Origin of the sequence: Pseudomonas sp. RC4D1, from assembly GCF_018390395.1 — a bacterium.
In the GTDB taxonomy this organism is placed as follows: domain Bacteria; phylum Pseudomonadota; class Gammaproteobacteria; order Pseudomonadales; family Pseudomonadaceae; genus Aquipseudomonas; species Aquipseudomonas danubii.
On sequence record NZ_JAHBAW010000002.1, the window covers coordinates 1,348,701 to 1,361,899 of the forward strand.

The 13,199-nt window shown below is 59.8% G+C and carries 15 protein-coding genes and 1 riboswitch; of the genes, 6 read left to right on the plus strand and 9 right to left on the minus strand.

Features of this window, described 5'->3' with window-relative positions:
- Positions 1 to 5: 5 nt before the first annotated feature.
- Positions 6 to 617, minus strand: a complete 612-nt coding sequence (gene cobO / locus KHO49_RS21715) for a cob(I)yrinic acid a,c-diamide adenosyltransferase (RefSeq protein WP_102860750.1) — start codon at positions 615 to 617, stop codon at positions 6 to 8.
- A gap of 80 nt (positions 618 to 697) precedes the next feature.
- A riboswitch (cobalamin riboswitch) is annotated at positions 698 to 930 on the minus strand.
- A 170-nt stretch (positions 931 to 1,100) separates the two neighbouring features.
- Here cobO and KHO49_RS21720 point away from each other — a divergent pair.
- The gene (locus KHO49_RS21720) at positions 1,101 to 1,682 is read left to right on the plus strand and encodes a hypothetical protein (RefSeq protein ID WP_102880553.1); all 582 of its coding nucleotides are present in this window, start codon (positions 1,101 to 1,103) and stop codon (positions 1,680 to 1,682) included.
- Between the two features lie 70 nt (positions 1,683 to 1,752).
- Complete coding sequence (locus tag KHO49_RS21725) at positions 1,753 to 3,072, plus strand: PQQ-dependent sugar dehydrogenase (protein ID WP_213665811.1); 1,320 nt, start codon at positions 1,753 to 1,755, stop codon at positions 3,070 to 3,072.
- A 2-nt stretch (positions 3,073 to 3,074) separates the two neighbouring features.
- Here KHO49_RS21725 and KHO49_RS21730 read toward each other — a convergent pair whose 3' ends face one another.
- The 6 genes from KHO49_RS21730 to KHO49_RS21755 all read right to left on the minus strand — a co-directional run bounded on the left by KHO49_RS21730 (position 3,075) and on the right by KHO49_RS21755 (position 8,396).
- Complete coding sequence (locus KHO49_RS21730; protein WP_123394143.1) at positions 3,075 to 3,737, minus strand: class I SAM-dependent methyltransferase; 663 nt, start codon at positions 3,735 to 3,737, stop codon at positions 3,075 to 3,077.
- Between the two features lie 22 nt (positions 3,738 to 3,759).
- Positions 3,760 to 4,293, minus strand: coding sequence for a C40 family peptidase (locus tag KHO49_RS21735; protein WP_092311761.1), 534 nt, complete (start codon positions 4,291 to 4,293; stop codon positions 3,760 to 3,762).
- Between the two features lie 164 nt (positions 4,294 to 4,457).
- On the minus strand, positions 4,458 to 5,078 hold the full coding sequence (locus tag KHO49_RS21740; RefSeq protein ID WP_102860746.1) for a C40 family peptidase: 621 nt from the start codon (positions 5,076 to 5,078) through the stop codon (positions 4,458 to 4,460).
- Positions 5,079 to 5,301: 223 nt separating this feature from the next.
- Positions 5,302 to 6,006 carry a DnaA regulatory inactivator Hda gene (gene hda / locus KHO49_RS21745; RefSeq protein WP_007898944.1) on the minus strand — a complete coding sequence of 235 codons (705 nt, stop codon included), beginning with the start codon at positions 6,004 to 6,006 and terminating at the stop codon, positions 5,302 to 5,304.
- Positions 6,007 to 6,234: 228 nt separating this feature from the next.
- Complete coding sequence (locus tag KHO49_RS21750) at positions 6,235 to 7,308, minus strand: AI-2E family transporter (protein ID WP_102860745.1); 1,074 nt, start codon at positions 7,306 to 7,308, stop codon at positions 6,235 to 6,237.
- A 38-nt stretch (positions 7,309 to 7,346) separates the two neighbouring features.
- Entirely contained in the window at positions 7,347 to 8,396 is a 1,050-nt protein-coding gene (locus tag KHO49_RS21755) for a DUF2066 domain-containing protein (protein WP_123394141.1), read from the minus strand.
- 370 nt (positions 8,397 to 8,766) lie between these two features.
- On the opposite strand from KHO49_RS21755, the gene purM reads away from it, so the two are divergent.
- The 4 genes from purM (at position 8,767) to KHO49_RS21775 (ending at position 11,682) form a co-directional block, all read left to right on the plus strand.
- Positions 8,767 to 9,825: a phosphoribosylformylglycinamidine cyclo-ligase gene (purM, locus tag KHO49_RS21760; RefSeq protein ID WP_102860743.1), complete on the plus strand. Its 1,059-nt coding sequence runs from the start codon at positions 8,767 to 8,769 to the stop codon at positions 9,823 to 9,825.
- An 11-nt stretch (positions 9,826 to 9,836) separates the two neighbouring features.
- The gene (gene purN / locus KHO49_RS21765) at positions 9,837 to 10,487 is read left to right on the plus strand and encodes a phosphoribosylglycinamide formyltransferase (protein WP_102861000.1); all 651 of its coding nucleotides are present in this window, start codon (positions 9,837 to 9,839) and stop codon (positions 10,485 to 10,487) included.
- 8 nt (positions 10,488 to 10,495) lie between these two features.
- Entirely contained in the window at positions 10,496 to 11,209 is a 714-nt protein-coding gene (locus tag KHO49_RS21770) for a DUF3108 domain-containing protein (protein WP_102860742.1), read from the plus strand.
- Positions 11,210 to 11,493: 284 nt separating this feature from the next.
- Positions 11,494 to 11,682 (plus strand): hypothetical protein, encoded by a 189-nt coding sequence (locus KHO49_RS21775; RefSeq protein WP_011062706.1) that lies wholly within the window; start codon positions 11,494 to 11,496, stop codon positions 11,680 to 11,682.
- 102 nt (positions 11,683 to 11,784) lie between these two features.
- Here the strand turns inward: KHO49_RS21775 and KHO49_RS21780 are convergent, their stop codons facing one another.
- Both KHO49_RS21780 and mazG read right to left on the minus strand, forming a co-directional pair.
- Positions 11,785 to 12,324: a DUF2058 domain-containing protein gene (locus KHO49_RS21780; protein ID WP_060840548.1), complete on the minus strand. Its 540-nt coding sequence runs from the start codon at positions 12,322 to 12,324 to the stop codon at positions 11,785 to 11,787.
- Positions 12,325 to 12,350: 26 nt separating this feature from the next.
- Positions 12,351 to 13,184 (minus strand): nucleoside triphosphate pyrophosphohydrolase, encoded by an 834-nt coding sequence (gene mazG / locus KHO49_RS21785; RefSeq protein WP_213665812.1) that lies wholly within the window; start codon positions 13,182 to 13,184, stop codon positions 12,351 to 12,353.
- Positions 13,185 to 13,199 lie beyond the last annotated feature (15 nt).

A 13,199-nucleotide genomic window follows, 5' to 3' on the forward strand; every position in this document is an offset into this window, starting at 1 on the left:
CACACTCACAGCTCAACACCTTTCTGCGCCTTGATACCGGCCTGGAACGCATGCTTGACCATGCCCATTTCAGTGACGGTATCTGCCAGCTCGATCATCTCCGGCTTGGCGCCGCGGCCGGTCACCACCACATGCTGCATGGGTGGCCGAGCCTGCAGATCACTGAGCACCTGGTCCAGATCCAGGTAGCCGTGCTTGAGCGCGATGTTCAACTCGTCGAGTACTACAAGACCAATCTCCGGGTCGCTCAACAGCTCCCTGGATACGGCCCAGGCCGCTTCGGCCGCAGCAATGTCGCGCTGGCGATCCTGGGTCTCCCAGGTGAAGCCCTCACCCATCACGTGAAACCGCACCTGCTCTGGAAAACGCCGGAAGAACAACTCTTCCCCGGTGCTGTTACGGCCCTTGATGAACTGCACCACACCGCACTGCATACCGTGGCCCATGGACCGCGCCAGCATGCCGAAGGCCGAACTGCTCTTGCCCTTGCCATTGCCAGTCAGCACCAGCAACAGACCACATTCGTTGGGCGAGTTGGCGATGCGCTCGTCGATCACGGCTTTCTTGCGCAACATGCGCGCCAGATGGCGCTCGTCACGATCGGGGGATTCACTCATGGGGCAGCTCTCCGTTGGGGCTGGGGAACGGCGGGCAGGAAAAGAAAGAGACGGCGCTAGCCTGGCATCGCCCACCGTGATGCCGTTGGATGGATCAGGCCGGTCTCCGGGCTCATGAGGGGCATCGCTGCCGGGCTGCGCGCCTTCCCATGTCATCGACACAGTGGCATGTGGCACAGCCTTGACTCATCTACCGTTGCGGGGGCAGCGCCGGATTCGTTGCCGTCTCCATCGCTGGAACAGGCCCTGACCGGCTTCCCTGTTTCACTCTGTCGACCGTGGGCCACAGAGCACCTGAAACAAGTCGCGAAGGTTAGAGGGTTGGGGGTGGAGCGTCAATTAAAGCCAGCCGTCGCACACCACACAAAACTGCACTGCATCAACAAACTGACGCCAATCTTGTGCCACACTCAGAGCAGTGATATCAAAAAGCCATAATTCAGGGCCCAAGGTCCTGCCGCACAACAATAAGGAGTGAGCTCGATGCAAGGCATGATCATCAGCAATCCAAAGCTGGAATTCCTGCGCCCGATGCTGGAACGCTGGTTCGATTGCATTGACCGCTACAACGCAGTCCGCGGCGATAGCGAAACCCCGTACTGGTTCGATGAAAAGGCCAACCTGGGATTACTTTCCGCGGCTGCCTGGATGGCGGAGATGATCAGCCTGGAACACAGCCCCAGCAAGAAGCAACAGGAAGACGGCGCCCGCAACGCTCGTACCGACCTGTACCTGGCCACCAAGGACGAACGCGCCTATATCCAGACCACCCAGCGCTGGCCGCGAGTCAACAGCCTGCACCTGACCCAGCCATTGCTGGACATTGCCAGTGATGCCAGAAAGATCAGCTACCCCAGCGACCTGAGGCTTGGCTGCCTGTTTGTCGCCCCGCAAAAAGCCCAGCACAGCGCCTCTCCCGAAGAACTTCAGGACATGCTGGACGAACTGCAAAAGGAGCACTGCTGCGCCGTAGCCTGGTACTTCCCCTACGCCTACCGCAAGCTGCATAACGAAAGCGGCCACTACCATCCTGGGATTGCCGTACTGTTCAAGGAGGCCCGCTGATCAGGCGGAACCATCGACTGGCTATGCTCCTCTATGACTACGACGTTCGTGCACTCATAGGGAAATCAGCATGCTCAAGCTTCAACACACCTTGCTTATCGCTATCGCCGCCGGCCTCACCGCCTGCGGCGAAACCTCAAGCCTGCAAGTCTCGGACGGCACCGGACCGAACCCCAAACTGCCGCAGCCCAATCCCACGCTGATCCCCACGGTCAATATTGCCCCCGCCATCGGCTGGCCACAGGGCGCAAAACCCACGGCAGCAGCCGGCACACAGGTTGCCGCCTTCGCCGAAAACCTCGACCACCCACGCTGGCTGTATGTATTACCCAATGGCGATGTATTGGTAGCTGAAACCAATGCACCGCCCAAGCCGGATGACAGCCAGGGCATTCGCGGCTGGATCGCCGGAAAAGTGATGGGCCGCGCCGGCGCAACCGTGCCCAGCGCCAATCGCATTACCCTGTTGCGGGACCAGGATCACGACGGCGTAGCAGAAACCCGCAGCCTGTTCCTGGAGAACCTCAACTCACCCTTCGGCATGACCCTGGTGGGCAACGATCTGTATGTAGCGGACACCGACAAGCTGCTGCGCTTCCCCTATCAGAACGGTGACACCCACATCAGCGCAGCTCCCACCAAGGTGCTCGACCTCCCCGGCGGCACCCTCAACCACCACTGGACCAAGAACGTCATCGCCAGCAAGGACGCAAGCAAGCTGTATGTCACCGTCGGCTCGAACAGTAACGTTGGGGAAAATGGCCTGGATAAAGAAGAGGGCCGTGCAGCCATCTGGGAAGTGGATCGAGCCAGCGGCAAGCATCGCCTGTTCGCCACCGGCCTGCGCAACCCCAACGGCCTGGCCTGGGAGCCGGTCAGTGGAGCGCTATGGACCGCTGTCAATGAGCGCGACGAGATTGGCAGCGATCTGGTTCCGGACTACATCACCTCGGTCAAGGACGGGGCTTTTTATGGCTGGCCCTTCAGTTACTACGGGCAACACGTGGACGTGCGGGTCAAGCCACAAAACCTCGAACAGGTGAGCAAGGCAATCGCCCCGGATTATGCCGTGGGCCCACATACGGCTTCACTGGGCCTGACCTTCGCCGAAGGCAGCAAACTTCCCGCGCCCTTTACCGAAGGTGCCTTCATCGGCCAGCACGGCTCCTGGAACCGCAAGCCCCACAGCGGCTACAAGGTGATATTCGTGCCTTTCCGTGCAGGCAAACCCCAAGGACAACCGATCGACGTACTCAGCGGCTTTCTCAATGCCGATGAAAAAGCCCTGGGACGCCCGGTCGGGGTAGTCATCGATCAGCAAGGGGGTCTATTGGTCGCCGATGACGTCGGCAACAAGATCTGGCGGGTATCCGCCGCCAAAGCGCCCTGAGTTCAGCGCTTGCGGCACAGGGTCAGGCCATCCCCCAGGGGCAGCAGCGACAGGTCGATGCGCGAGTCATCCTTCAAGGCGCGATTGAGCGCCTGGATGGCTCGGGTATCCTCACTGGCGGCATTCGCCTCCAGCACTCGCCCGCTCCATAGCGTGTTGTCGAACACCACCAGGCCCCCAACTCGCAGCAAACGCAGGGCAAACTCCAGATAGGCCGGATAATTGGCCTTGTCCGCATCGATAAAGATCAGATCGAAAGACTCAAGCTGGCCCGCCTGCTCCAGGCCAGCCAGGGTCTGCAGCGCGGGCGCCAGGCGCAGGTCAATACGCTGGTCGACTCCCGCATCCTTCCAGTAACGACAGGCGGTTGCATTGTAATCGCCGGGAATATCACAACAGATCAACAAACCATCGTCGGGCAGCGCCTGGGCCATGCACAAGGCGCTATAGCCGGTGAAGGTCCCGACCTCGAGGATGCGGCGAGCACCGATCAGCTTGATCAGCAGCGCAAGGAACTGCCCCTGCTCCGGCGCCACCTGCCAGCGCGCATTGGGCAGCGCCTGGGTTTCGTCACGCAAACGACGCAATAAGGGCGTCTCACGCAGTGAAACGTCCAGCAGGTACTGATAAAGGGCATCGTCGAGGTTGAGGGTACGAGCAGTCACGAGCACCTCGACCGGAGAAGGGTTATGGATTGTGCGCCAGATGTTCCGGCTGCAGTACACGCTTGGCGCTCAGGTAGGCCTTCTGCCAATAGGCTTTGGACAGACTGTCGAGCTTCACGGTGCCACCTGTGGCCGGGGCGTGCACGAAACGCCCTTCGCCAACATAGATCCCGGCATGGCTGACCTGAGAACCGCCATTGGTGGCGAAGAAGATCAGGTCACCGGTCTGCAAGGCATTCTTGCCCACATCCGGCGCCTGCATGCCGATCATTTCCCGAGTCGAGCGCGGCAAGGAAATACCCGCCGCATCACGGTAGACATAACCAATCAAACCGCTGCAATCGAATCCGGAGTCCGGTGTATTGCCACCCCAGCGATAGGGCGTGCCTACCAGACCCAAGGCGCGAAACAGCACGTCTTCGGCAACCGGAGAAAAGGCCTGGGAGGAATTGAATACCGGAGCACGTACCACAGGCGCCGGAGGCGGTGTACGACTGGCGCAAGCACTGAGCAGTGCAGCGAGGGCAATAAGCGCGAAACGGGCCGAGGTCGACATAAGCTGAACAATCCTGATCGGGATGCGGCTTTCTCTGCCGTGGTACTGAAAACAAAACCGCGTAAGCAGGGCTTACGCGGTTAGTTTCAACAATAGATCAGGATTCTAGCGCCTACACGCCAAACTTCAAGTAAGACTTTAACTTCGCCCTACAAACAGTCTGCTTATTTACGTGCAGTGACCACGGTCGGTGCCATGGCGAGGGCTCGCTTGGCTTCGATGAAGGTCTTGCTCCAATAGCTGTCACCCAGGCTATCTACTCGCACGCCGCCACTGCGACGGCTGCTGGAGTGGATGAACTGATCATCCCCCAGATAGATACCGGCGTGACTGACGCGCCCGCGACCGTTGGTGCTGAAGAACAGCAGATCACCCGGCTTGAGGTTATTACGCGCTACCAGAGGAGCCTTGACGTTGATCATTTCGCGAGTGGAGCGCGGCAGGTTCATGCCCGCCTCTTCGCGAAACAGATAACCAATGAAACCGCTGCAATCGAAGCCGGCTTCCGAGGTACCGCCGAAACGATAACGGGTACCGATCAGGGACATGCCGCGCTCAAGGATGCTGTCAGCCAGAACTGGCAACTGGTAAGGCTTGCTGTCAGAGAACTCTGCCAGTTCCTTTTCAGTTGCCAGCTCTTCCTGGTAAACAGCGGAAGACTGGTTTTTTGCGGAGACTTGAGCCTGTTGCACGGGTTGCTGCTGAGACACAGGGGTGTGAGAAGCGCAACCAAACAACAGGGTAACGAGTGCGAGAGGCACGAGGGGTGCGAAGCGATTTAGCATGGGCACGACCGTGGCTTGAAATAAAAGAAGACGCGACTATGCCTTCTATCGCCCTCATTTGCAAATTCAATCGATCAGAATGTGACTTATGAGTTTCTTTCGTACATCTAAGGCTTTAAGCCCATTTTAAGTCCGCCCGCCTCTGGAAACCCTTCCAAAGGTGCGTTTTCTGACGCCTGAAATATGCCGAACGCCTTCCAGCGAAGCGCTGCAGGCCTTGGTTTTACCAGCCCAGAGTCTCTTTCAGGAAAGGAATGGTCAGCTTGCGCTGAGCTTGCAATGAGGCCTGATCAAGACGCTCGAGCAACTCGAAAAGTGCACTCATGCTGCGAGTCCCGCGAGTCAGAATAAAATGCCCGACTTCATCGGTCAGATGCAGCCCACGACGGGACGCACGCAGTTGCAGGGCACGCAATTTATCTTCATCAGAGAGCGGACGCATCTGGAATATCAGCGCCAGGGTCAGACGGGACTTCAAGTCCGCCAGTTTCACCGGCAACTCCCGGGGCGAGGTCGAGGCCGCGATCAGCAAGCGTCGACCACTGTCACGCAAGCGATTGAACAGATGGAACAGTGCCTCTTCCCAATCGGCCTTGCCGGCCACCGCCTGCAGATCATCCAGGCAAACCAATTCGTACTGCTCAAGATTGTCGAGAATCTCGATACCACGATCCAGCAACTCTGCCAGCGGCAGGTAAACCGCAGGCTCCCCCAACTGCTCGAAACGCAAACACGCCGCCTGCAGCAAGTGCGTACGGCCTACGCCGTCCTTGCCCCAGAGGTAGATCAGGCTTTCGGTCCAACCGGCGTCGGCTTCGCATAGGCGCTCGACGTAGCCGAGTGCAGCGGCATTGGCGCCTGGGTAGTAGTTGATGAAGGTGGCGTCATCACGCAGACGCACACCTAGGGGCAGCTGAATCGGTTTCATGCTGACTGAACAGTTCCAAAGGAACCGTTAGTGGCCTCTGTGTAAAGTTTGCAAAGTTTATACCCGTGACGCCGAGCGCACAATGCAGCAGACCACAAGCAAAATCAAAGGTTTGCGTCAGCCGAAACGGGGCAAAGGGGATTCTTTGACAACCCGGACAGCAGCAGATGGACAGTCATGGATGGGCGCCCGCCCGGGGCGCCCCTGCTCGTCGAGCCTTTTGCCCGCCTACAGTTCGGGGTCTTCAGCACCACTGTAGATGTCCGAGTCCTTGTACAGGTCATGCACATGGCGTACGAGCACCATGATCACCGCCGCCACCGGCAGAGCCAGCAGCACCCCGGTAAACCCGAACAGCTCACCACCCGCGAGAATGGCAAAGATTACCGCCACCGGATGCAGACCAATGCGATCACCTACCAGCAACGGCGTCAGCACCATCCCCTCCAGCGCCTGCCCGACCATGAATACCGCAACGATGCCGAGCATCGGGTACAGGTCGCCACCAAACTGGAACAGACCGGCAATCAGCGCAGCTCCAATGCCTATGACAAAGCCCATGTACGGCACGATCGCTGCCAAACCGGCAATCAGGCCGATCAACAAGCCCAGCTCGAGCCCTACCAACATCAGCCCTGCCGCATAGATCACCCCCAGAGCCAGCATCACCAGCAATTGCCCGCGGACAAACGCCCCCAGCACCTCATGACACTCACCCGCCAGGGACATCACCCGCTCCTCGCGATTGCGCGGCAACAGGCTACGGATCTTGGCCATCATCAGATCCCAGTCCCGCAGCAGGTAGAAGCTGACCACCGGGATCAGCACCAGGTTGGCCAACCAGCCGATCAGCGCCAACCCCGAAGCAGTCGCCTGGCTCAGCACCACACCCACGATGTCCGTGGTCTGCCCCATATGCTCGCTGATGGCAGCCTTGACCTTGTCGAACTTCCAGAAGCCATCCGCCAGCCCCAGCCGGGACTGCACCCAGGGCATTGCCGAGTGCTGCATCCAGTCGAGCATTTGCGGCGCCAATTCATACAATCGCAGCAACTGCTTGGCCAGCATCGGCACCAATACCAGCAGCAGCGTCATCACGATCAGGGTGAACAGCGCAAACACAGCCACCACACCCCAGGTACGGGACAGCCCCCATTTTTCTAGGCGATCCACCAAGGGGTCGAACAGATAGGCCAGCAACAGCGCCACCAGGAACGGACTCAGGATCGGGTGCAGCAGGTAAACCAACCCACAAACCAGGAGCACTCCACCCAACCAGACCCAACGACGCGTATCAGCCATAAACCACTCCTGCTTCTATATAGAAGGAAATCAACCTGCTACCAACGAAAACGCAACTGTGCCGGTGTCGCAGGCGCTGCGACCGGCGCGGTGCCTTGCCCGCCTTGCACAGACACCTGGGGAGCCGGCATCTCATCAGCCGGGATCTCTTGCAGCTTGGCCAGGGACAACTGCGCCCGCAGTTGCTCCGCGCTGCCATTGACCCGATAGACGACCCGGTCACCGTCGATACTCTGTAACTGCGCACCGAAAGGCTCCAAAAGGTGCCCCAAGGCGGCATAGTGCTCCAGCGTCATGCCCTGCACTTCCAGCAACTGCTCGCTGGAAACACCGGGACGGGTAACGAAACGCGGCGCCAGACGCTGACTCACCGCAAGCAATACGCCATCTGCCAGGGCGGCGGTATCAGCCCCCTGAACAGTGCCTTGCTCTTTCTGATCGCCAAGCCACAACCGCCACTTGGCCTGCCATTGACCACCCTCTTCACGAGCATGTACCGCCAACAGCGCATCTGCGCCATAGCGCTCAGAAGCTTCACGCAGCGGAGCTGGATCGGCGCCTTCGAGATTCGGCGCCGTCGCAACGATCTGCTCATCCAGGTCGCCAAGAGGCAAACGCAGAGGCAGGCCACGATGCTGAGCGGCTCGCCGCAGGGGCGCGGCACTGGCCTGGCCATCCCCGACCAGGCTCGAGCCTTCGGTTGAGTCACTCAGCCACCAACCGAGGATCGACGGCCGGTTGCTTCCCCACAACGGCAGCCCCGCCTGACGCAGGGCGCGATCGGTACTGACCGGATCGAAGTCCACCTGCAAGCTTTCCGGCGGCCCGGCGTCATAACCGTACTGGCTGATGATCTGCTGCGGATCCTTGCGGATCGCTGCCAGACCGGGACCCTGCGCAGCCTTGGCGTCACCAGTGAGACGCAGCACCAGGGTTTCCAGTGCTCGCTGGGTGGCCTGGTTGCGCTCTTCGGGCGACTGGCTGCTCACCGGCTCACGCACCTGATACAAGCCATTGAGGGTTTCGGCATGACTCGCCAGGCTGACCAATGACAAACAGCCCACAAATAGAAATTTACCCAGACGCATGGAAGATTCCCGACGACAAAAAACGATTGAAACAGTACCCATGAACCGCTGCGAGCAAGGCTGTGACCACAAGCCCCGGCAAAACATTCACCCGTCGCCCGATTGTTTTCGCACTGTCATAACGATAGCCACTTGAGCGCTATACCTTATACAGGCATGGGCAGGGGCACCAACACGGCCAATCGCAGTTTTTTTAACCGGATATGCCTCTACCCGTCGGCCCGAGGATGGCCGCTGCCCCTCAAGCCTGATAAAATCGCGCGCCTTCGCAGACCGGCATCAGCTGGGCACCCTGAAACCCTTTTGCAGTGTTTCAGCAGGCTCTCTGGTTCGGTCGATACCCCCTGAATCCCCCCTAAAGGCCTGGATCATGAGCAAGCAACCCTCCCTGAGCTACAAAGACGCCGGTGTAGACATCGACGCCGGTGAAGCATTGGTCGAACGCATCAAGAGCGTCGCCAAGCGCACTGCGCGCCCGGAAGTCATGGGCGGCCTGGGCGGTTTCGGCGCCCTCTGCGAAATCCCGGCCGGCTACAAGCAGCCTGTACTGGTTTCCGGTACTGACGGCGTCGGCACCAAGCTGCGCCTGGCCCTGAACCTGAACAAGCACGACAGCATCGGCATCGACCTGGTGGCCATGTGTGTCAACGATCTGGTGGTCTGCGGCGCCGAACCGCTGTTCTTCCTCGACTACTACGCCACCGGCAAGCTCAACGTCGACACCGCAGCCCAGGTAGTGACCGGCATCGGCGCCGGCTGCGAACTGTCCGGCTGCTCCCTGGTGGGCGGCGAAACCGCTGAAATGCCAGGCATGTACGAGGGCGAAGACTACGACCTGGCCGGTTTCTGCGTCGGCGTGGTGGAAAAAGCCGAGATCATCGACGGCTCGAAAGTCGCCGCCGGTGACGCCCTGCTGGCCCTGCCGTCTTCCGGCCCGCACTCCAACGGCTACTCGCTGATCCGCAAGATCATCGAAGTATCCGGTGCCGACATCGAAAGCATCCAGCTGGACGGCAAGCCACTGACCGACCTGCTGATGGCCCCGACCCGCATCTACGTCAAGCCGCTGCTCAAGCTGATCAAGGACACCGGCGCGGTCAAGGCCATGGCCCACATTACCGGCGGCGGCCTGCTGGACAACATCCCACGCGTGCTGCCAAAAGGCGCCCAGGCGGTGGTCGATGTGGCGAGCTGGAAACGTCCGGCGGTCTTCGACTGGCTGCAAGAGCAAGGCAACGTCGACGAACACGAAATGCACCGCGTACTGAACTGTGGCGTGGGCATGGTCATCTGCGTCGCCCAGGACCAGGTCGAAAACGCCCTGAACGTTCTGCGTGAAGCTGGCGAGCAGCCTTGGGTCATTGGCCAAATCGCCACCGCAGCCGAAGGCGCGGCCCAGGTTGAGCTGAAGAACCTCAAGGCCCACTGATGCAAGAGCGGATGTCGCCGACCTGTGATGTTGTGGTGCTGCTGTCCGGCACCGGCAGTAACCTGCAAGCCCTGATCGACAACGCGCGGACCGACGACAGTCCGTTTCGCATCGCTGCCGTGATCTCCAACCGCGCTGACGCCTATGGCCTGCAGCGCGCCAAGGAAGCGGGTATCGCTACCCGCTTCCTTGATCACACCACCTTCGAAGGCCGCGAGGCCTTCGACCAGGGGTTGATCGAGCTGATCGATACCTTCCAACCAAAACTGGTGGTACTGGCCGGGTTCATGCGCATTCTCAGCGCTGGATTCGTCCGCCACTACCAGGGCCGCCTGTTGAATATCCATCCCTCGCTGCTACCCAAATATAAAGGGTTACACACTCATCAGCGGGCGCTGGAGGCCGGAGATACCGAGCACGGTTGCAGTGTGCACTTCGTCACCGAGGAACTCGATGGCGGGCCTCTGGTCGTACAGGCTGTGATCCCGGTAGAGTTGCACGACTCGCCGCAAAGCCTGGCGCAGCGAGTGCACGTCCAGGAACACCGGATTTACCCCATGGCCGTACGCTGGTTTGCCGAAGGTCGGCTGACGCTCGGCGATCAGGGTGCTTTACTGGATGGTCAATTACTGGCCGCCAGCGGCTATTTGATTCGAACCTAGGAGATTTTATGCGTCGCGCCCTGCTCTTCGCTTGTGCTCTGTTCGCCCTGCCGGTTGTGCAGGCGGCAGACCTTCAACCGTTCTCCGCCAGCTATACCGCCGACTGGAAGCAGTTGCCCATGAGCGGCACAGCTGAACGCAGCCTGGAAAAAACCGCCAACGGCACGTGGAAACTCAGCTTCAAGGCATCGATGATGATCGCCAGCCTGAGTGAAGAAAGCACCCTGACCCTGGACAAGGACACCCTGGTGCCCCAGTCCTATCACTTCGAACGCGGTGGTCTGGGCAAGGCCAAGAAAGCCGACCTGGACTTCGACTGGAGCGCGAAGATGGTCACCGGCACCGACCGCGGCGATGCGGTCAAGCTGCCTCTGAATACCGGCATGGTGGACAAATCCACCTACCAGCTGGCCCTGCAGCATGACGTAGCCGCCGGCAAGAAGACCATGAGCTATCAAGTGGTCGATGGCGGTGAAGTCGACACCTATGACTTCCGCGTCCTGGGCTCGGAGAAGGTCGACACCAAGGCCGGCCAGATCGATGCGATCAAGGTCGAGCGCGTGCGCGACCCGACACAGAGCAAACGCATCACCGTGATGTGGTTCGCCAAGGACTGGGATTACCTGCTGGTACGCCTGCAACAGGTGGAAACCGACGGCAAGGAGTACAACATCATGCTCCTCAACGGCACCGTCAACGGCAAGACAGTCAAAGGCAGTTAAGCCGCAGCACGATCAAAGCCTCGCGAAAGCGGGGCTTTTTTTTGCGTGAAATGTCACTCCATGTCCGCCTGCCAGACGCCGGGGCAAGCCCTCCAAGATGAAACTTTTGTCATGAAACTTCACCGACTGCGGCGAAATGTCACGGTTTTCGCGGGCTGCGGGATTGTCGCCGATCCTGCAAAGGTCTGTTGCAGATCCAGACAATTTACTTAGCAAGCTAACAAAATATATAAAAGAGCCCTGCACACGCCTTGCTGCAGATCAACCGAGATTGGAGCTAGCAGATGACTGTAAAAGTGACTGAACGCGACGATTCACATATGTCCCATGAAGGCGTAGCCGCGGGTGTACGGATCTGGGATGTACATCAACAGGACATGCTGGTGGGCATGTTCCATTCCGAGAGCGACGCCCACAGCTACAAGGCTGAACTGGAAAAACTCGAGCAGAACCGCGCGCCTCAGAGTTCCTGACTCAACGTCAGCGCAGGAGCGCCGGGATCTCCACGCGGATTCCCACCCGCCCCCCATAAACGACCAACCCCGCCATGAGCGGGGTTGGTCGTTACAAGATGCTTACCACATCAGATCATCAGGGATCTGATAGGCCGCGTATGGATCATCCTCATCCGGCGCCTCGGTGGGAGTATTGAGCTGTACGATACGCCGCGGATCGCGCTCCTGAATCTTCAGCGCCGCCTCCCGCGGAATCACCTCGTAACCACCACCGTGGTGAACGATGGCCAGGGAGCCACTGCTGAGCTTGTTGCGCATCAGGGTGTTCACCGACAGACGCTTGACCTTCTTGTCGTCGACGAAGTTGTAGTAATCCTCGGTGTTCAGCTTGGGCAGACGCGAAACTTCGATCAGTTGCTTGATCTGCGCTGCACGGGCCTTCTGCTCGGCCTTCTCCTGCTGCTGACGATTGAGCTCCTGGTCACGCTTGACCTTCTCGGCCATGGCTTCCTGGGCTGCGCGCTGCTGGGAGTCATCGAGTTCGATCTGGCCTTTATGGGCCAGGCGCTGCTGCTTCTGCTTGTCTTTGCTGACCTGCTTGGCCTGCTTTTGGTTGACCAGCCCTGCTTTGAGCAACTGGTCGCGAAGGGAAAGGCTCATGGTGCTTACTCACTTAGGCAACGGCCTCAGCCACAGCTGGGCAAATTCTTTTCCTGACGCTTGGCTTCACCCCACAGGGCATCCAAGTCTTCGAGGGTGCAATCTTCCACGGGACGACCGGTGTCGCGCAATGCCTGCTCGATAAATCGGAAGCGCCGATCGAACTTGGCATTGGCACCGCGCAAGGCGGTTTCCGGGTCGACCTTCAGGTGCCTGGCCAGGTTGACCACGACAAACAGCAAGTCACCGATTTCATCAGTGATGGCCGCCGGGTCGTTGTCGGCCATGGCCTCCAGCACCTCGTCCAGTTCCTCACGAACCTTGTCCACCACCGGCAGGGCGTCCGGCCAGTCGAAGCCGACCTGCGCCGCGCGCTTTTGCAACTTGGCCGCGCGGGACAGGGCCGGCAGGGCCACCGGCACATCATCGAGCAGGGACAACTGCTGCGGAGCGTCGGACTTCTCTGCCCGTTCCTCGGCCTTGATCTGCTCCCAGCGCTCCTTGACCTGCTCCTCATCGAGCCGCGGGATATCCAGCGGCGCGTACAAGTCGCCAGTAGGGAATACATGGGGATGCCGGCGAATCAGCTTGCGGGTGATGCTGTCCACCACCCCCTCGAATTCGAAGCGCCCCTCCTCCCGGGCCAGCTGGCTGTAATACACCACCTGGAACAGCAGATCGCCCAGCTCACCCTGCAAGTGGTCGAAGTCACCGCGCTCGATGGCGTCGGCGACCTCATAGGCCTCCTCCAAGGTATGGGGAACGATGCTGGCGTAGTTCTGCTTGATGTCCCACGGGCAACCGTATTGCGGGTCCCGCAGGCGCGCCATCAGGTGGAGCAGGTCTTCAAGGCTGTACATCAGTTCATCCATTTC

Excerpts from the sequence above, each read along its gene's own strand:
- KHO49_RS21780 (WP_060840548.1), bottom strand. The coding sequence starts at position 12,324 with ATGAGCCTTTCCCTTCGCGACCAGTTGCTCAAAGCAGGGCTGGTCAAC.
- KHO49_RS21770 (WP_102860742.1), top strand. The coding sequence starts at position 10,496 with ATGCGTCGCGCCCTGCTCTTCGCTTGTGCTCTGTTCGCCCTGCCGGTT.
- KHO49_RS21755 (WP_123394141.1), bottom strand. The coding sequence starts at position 8,396 with ATGCGTCTGGGTAAATTTCTATTTGTGGGCTGTTTGTCATTGGTCAGC.
- cobO (WP_102860750.1), bottom strand. The coding sequence starts at position 617 with ATGAGTGAATCCCCCGATCGTGACGAGCGCCATCTGGCGCGCATGTTG.
- KHO49_RS21740 (WP_102860746.1), bottom strand. The coding sequence starts at position 5,078 with ATGCTAAATCGCTTCGCACCCCTCGTGCCTCTCGCACTCGTTACCCTG.
- mazG (WP_213665812.1), bottom strand. The coding sequence starts at position 13,184 with ATGTACAGCCTTGAAGACCTGCTCCACCTGATGGCGCGCCTGCGGGAC.
- hda (WP_007898944.1), bottom strand. The coding sequence starts at position 6,006 with ATGAAACCGATTCAGCTGCCCCTAGGTGTGCGTCTGCGTGATGACGCC.
- KHO49_RS21775 (WP_011062706.1), top strand. The coding sequence starts at position 11,494 with ATGACTGTAAAAGTGACTGAACGCGACGATTCACATATGTCCCATGAA.
- KHO49_RS21725 (WP_213665811.1), top strand. The coding sequence starts at position 1,753 with ATGCTCAAGCTTCAACACACCTTGCTTATCGCTATCGCCGCCGGCCTC.
- purN (WP_102861000.1), top strand. The coding sequence starts at position 9,837 with ATGTCGCCGACCTGTGATGTTGTGGTGCTGCTGTCCGGCACCGGCAGT.
- KHO49_RS21720 (WP_102880553.1), top strand. The coding sequence starts at position 1,101 with ATGCAAGGCATGATCATCAGCAATCCAAAGCTGGAATTCCTGCGCCCG.
- KHO49_RS21735 (WP_092311761.1), bottom strand. The coding sequence starts at position 4,293 with ATGTCGACCTCGGCCCGTTTCGCGCTTATTGCCCTCGCTGCACTGCTC.
- purM (WP_102860743.1), top strand. The coding sequence starts at position 8,767 with ATGAGCAAGCAACCCTCCCTGAGCTACAAAGACGCCGGTGTAGACATC.
- KHO49_RS21750 (WP_102860745.1), bottom strand. The coding sequence starts at position 7,308 with ATGGCTGATACGCGTCGTTGGGTCTGGTTGGGTGGAGTGCTCCTGGTT.